Origin of the sequence: Mesorhizobium sp. M7A.F.Ca.MR.245.00.0.0 (assembly GCF_003997415.1) — a bacterium.
Lineage (GTDB): Bacteria > Pseudomonadota > Alphaproteobacteria > Rhizobiales > Rhizobiaceae > Mesorhizobium.
The window spans coordinates 12,744-15,417 of the sequence record NZ_RZTE01000023.1 but is presented as its reverse complement, the minus strand read 5'-3'; the positions used below and the strand labels follow the sequence as shown (position 1 = coordinate 15,417).

At 63.3% G+C, this 2,674-nt stretch carries 1 protein-coding gene and 1 pseudogene; one reads left to right on the top strand and one right to left on the bottom strand.

From position 1 onward, the window contains the following. Positions 1 to 741: pseudogene (tyrS, locus tag EOB80_RS35455) on the bottom strand (tyrosine--tRNA ligase); the annotation flags it as partial. 288 nt (positions 742 to 1,029) lie between these two features. Between tyrS and EOB80_RS21700 the strand changes: the two are divergent. Beyond that, the gene (locus EOB80_RS21700; protein WP_127329629.1) at positions 1,030 to 2,673 is read left to right on the top strand and encodes a glycosyltransferase family 39 protein; all 1,644 of its coding nucleotides are present in this window, start codon (positions 1,030 to 1,032) and stop codon (positions 2,671 to 2,673) included. Position 2,674: the final 1 nt, after the last annotated feature.

Below are 2,674 nucleotides of genomic sequence, written 5' to 3'. Positions count from 1 at the left end.
AGCCAGACCGCGCCCGAAGCCGACTTGCCCATCTTGGCGCCCGACGAGGTGGTGAGCAGCGGCGTGGTCAGCGCATAGAGCTGCGCGTCCTCCATGCGGCGGCCGAGATCGATGCCGTTGATGATGTTGCCCCATTGGTCGGAGCCGCCCATCTGCAGGCGGCAGCCGAGACGCTTGTAGAGCTCGACGAAATCATAGGCCTGCAGGATCATGTAGTTGAATTCGAGGAACGACAGCGACTGCTCGCGATCGAGCCGCAGCTTGACGGAATCGAACGCCAGCATGCGGTTGACGGAAAAGTGACGGCCGACATCGCGCAGGAAATTGACGTAGTTGATCTCCATCAGCCAGTCGGCGTTGTTGACCATTGGTGGCGTCGTTCGGACCGCTGCCGAATTTGAGGTAGGGCATGAAGTTGCGGCGGATGCCAGCCAGATTGTCTTCGATGTCCTGCGGGGTCAAAAGCTTGCGCGCCTCGTCCTTGAAGGACGGGTCGCCGATCATCGAGGTGCCGCCGCCCATCAGCGCGATCGGCCGGTGACCGGTCTGCTGCAGCCAGTGCAGCATCATGATCTGGATCAGCGAGCCGGCGTGCAGGCTCTTGGCGGTGGCGTCGAAGCCGATATAGGCCGTCACCGTTTCCTTGGCGAAGATAGTGTCGAGACCGGCATCATCCGAAGTCTGGTGGATGAAACCGCGCTCGCTCATCGTGCGCAGGAAATCCGATTTGAAGGCAGGCATTTTTTCTTTCCCGAAAGCGTCCGGCCAGCGTGGCTCGGGTGTGCATGAACGCGGGCGTTTAGCATCCAAGCGCGATCAGCAAAAGTGGTTTCCGGTTTTGCGACTGATCGTGCGCCAGACAAAGGTCCAGCGATCAGCAAAAGTGGTTTCCGGTTTTGGTGCCCGCGCGGATGGCATTTGCGAATCCTTGCTTCGTCGTTTGGGCTGGCGTATTGAGGCGCCGCGCAGGGCAGGGCCTGAGGCGCCGCGACGGGGCCATCCCGCAGATCAGATCCGGAAAGCTCCGCGATGAACAGGAACTATCTTTTTCTCTTTCTGTTCAGCGTGCTGATGACTTTCAGCGGACTGGCGAGCCTTCCACCCGTCGACCGGGACGAATCCCGTTTTGTCCAGGCCACCAAGCAGATGGTCGAAACCTCCGACTATGTCGACATCCGTTTTCAGGATGCCTCGCGCTACAAGAAGCCGATCGGCATCTACTGGCTGCAATCGGCGGCCGTGGCGCTGAGCGGCGAGGGGGCGGCGGCGCCGATCTGGGTCTACCGCCTCGTCTCCATGCTTGGCATTGCCTTGGCCGTCGTCGGCATTGCCTGGACAGGCACCAAGCTGTTCGGGGCCAATGCCGGTCTCGCCGCCGGCCTGATGATGGCGGCTATCTTCGCCACCGCCTTCGAGGGCCGTGACGCCAAGACTGACGCCATGCTGCTGGCCTGCTGCGTGGCGGCGCAAGGCGCGCTCGCCCAGATCTATCTGGCAGCGCGCCGGAACGAACCGGTAGCCGCCCACCTGCCGTGGATTTTCTGGGCTGCTCAAGGCCTTGGAATCCTTATCAAGGGGCCGGTGGCTCCGCTCCTGTCGGTGCTGACGGTCGCCGCCTTGTTTGCCTTCGAGCGCGACTGGCGCTGGCTCCTGAAGCTGAAGCTCGTGCGCGGTGCCGCCCTGGTGCTGCTCATCGTGCTGCCCTGGGTCGCCCTCATCACCTGGAAGAGCGGCGGCGCCTTTCTCAGTGATGCCGTCGGCAAGGACATGATGGCCAAGGTCGCCTCGGGGGAGGAATCGCACGGTCTGCCGCCCGGTTTCTACATGCTGACCTATTCCTTGTTCATGTGGCCGTTCGGTCTGATCGCGGTCGGCGCCGGGCTGCAGGCCCTCAACCGTCTGCGCGACGATCCCCGGCTGCGTTTCTGCCTCGCCTGGTACATTCCGTTCTGGCTGGTGTTCGAGCTGATCCCGACCAAGCTGCCGCACTATGTCCTGCCGGCCTATCCCGGCATGGCGCTGCTGATCGGCTGGCTGTTGACCTTGCCGCCGCAGGAGGCGAATGCGCCGCTCAGGCGCTGGCAGGACTGGTTGTGGTGGTCGACCGCATTCGGTCTTGCCGTGGTCAGCCTTGGCCTGGCGGCGGTCTGCGTCGGAGCGCCGATCTATCTCACCGGCGCCTTCTACTGGTGGAGCATCCCGGCCGCCGCGGCGGCTCTGGCGGCGGGATATTTTGCTTTTTCGCGACAACTGCAAGTGCCGCTCTTGCGCATCGGCGCAATCGCCGTCTGCGCGGGCATCACCTATGGGCTGTTGTTCGGCGTCATCGCGCCTTCGCTGAAGCCGATCTGGCTGAGCCCGGCGATCGAGGCGGCGTTCCAGGCCAACAGGCCTTGCGACACCACGGTGCTCGCTTCGGCGGAATATCACGAGCCGAGCCTGGTGTTCCTGGTCGGCACCAAGACCGTCCTGACCGATGTCGATGGCGTCGCCAAGCATCTGCTTGGCGATCCTGCCTGCGCGCTGGCTCTGGCGCAGGTCGGCGACGAGCAGAAACTGAATGGGTTGCTGGCGGCGCAAGGCAAGTCGGCGAACCGCGTTGCCGAGGTCGACGGCCTCAACTATTCGTCGGGAGACAAGCTGTCGCTCGGCCTCTATCGTGTAACCCAGTGAC

Coding starts and splice junctions, on each gene's coding strand:
- EOB80_RS21700 (WP_127329629.1), top strand. CDS start 1,030: ATGAACAGGAACTATCTTTTTCTCTTTCTGTTCAGCGTGCTGATGACT.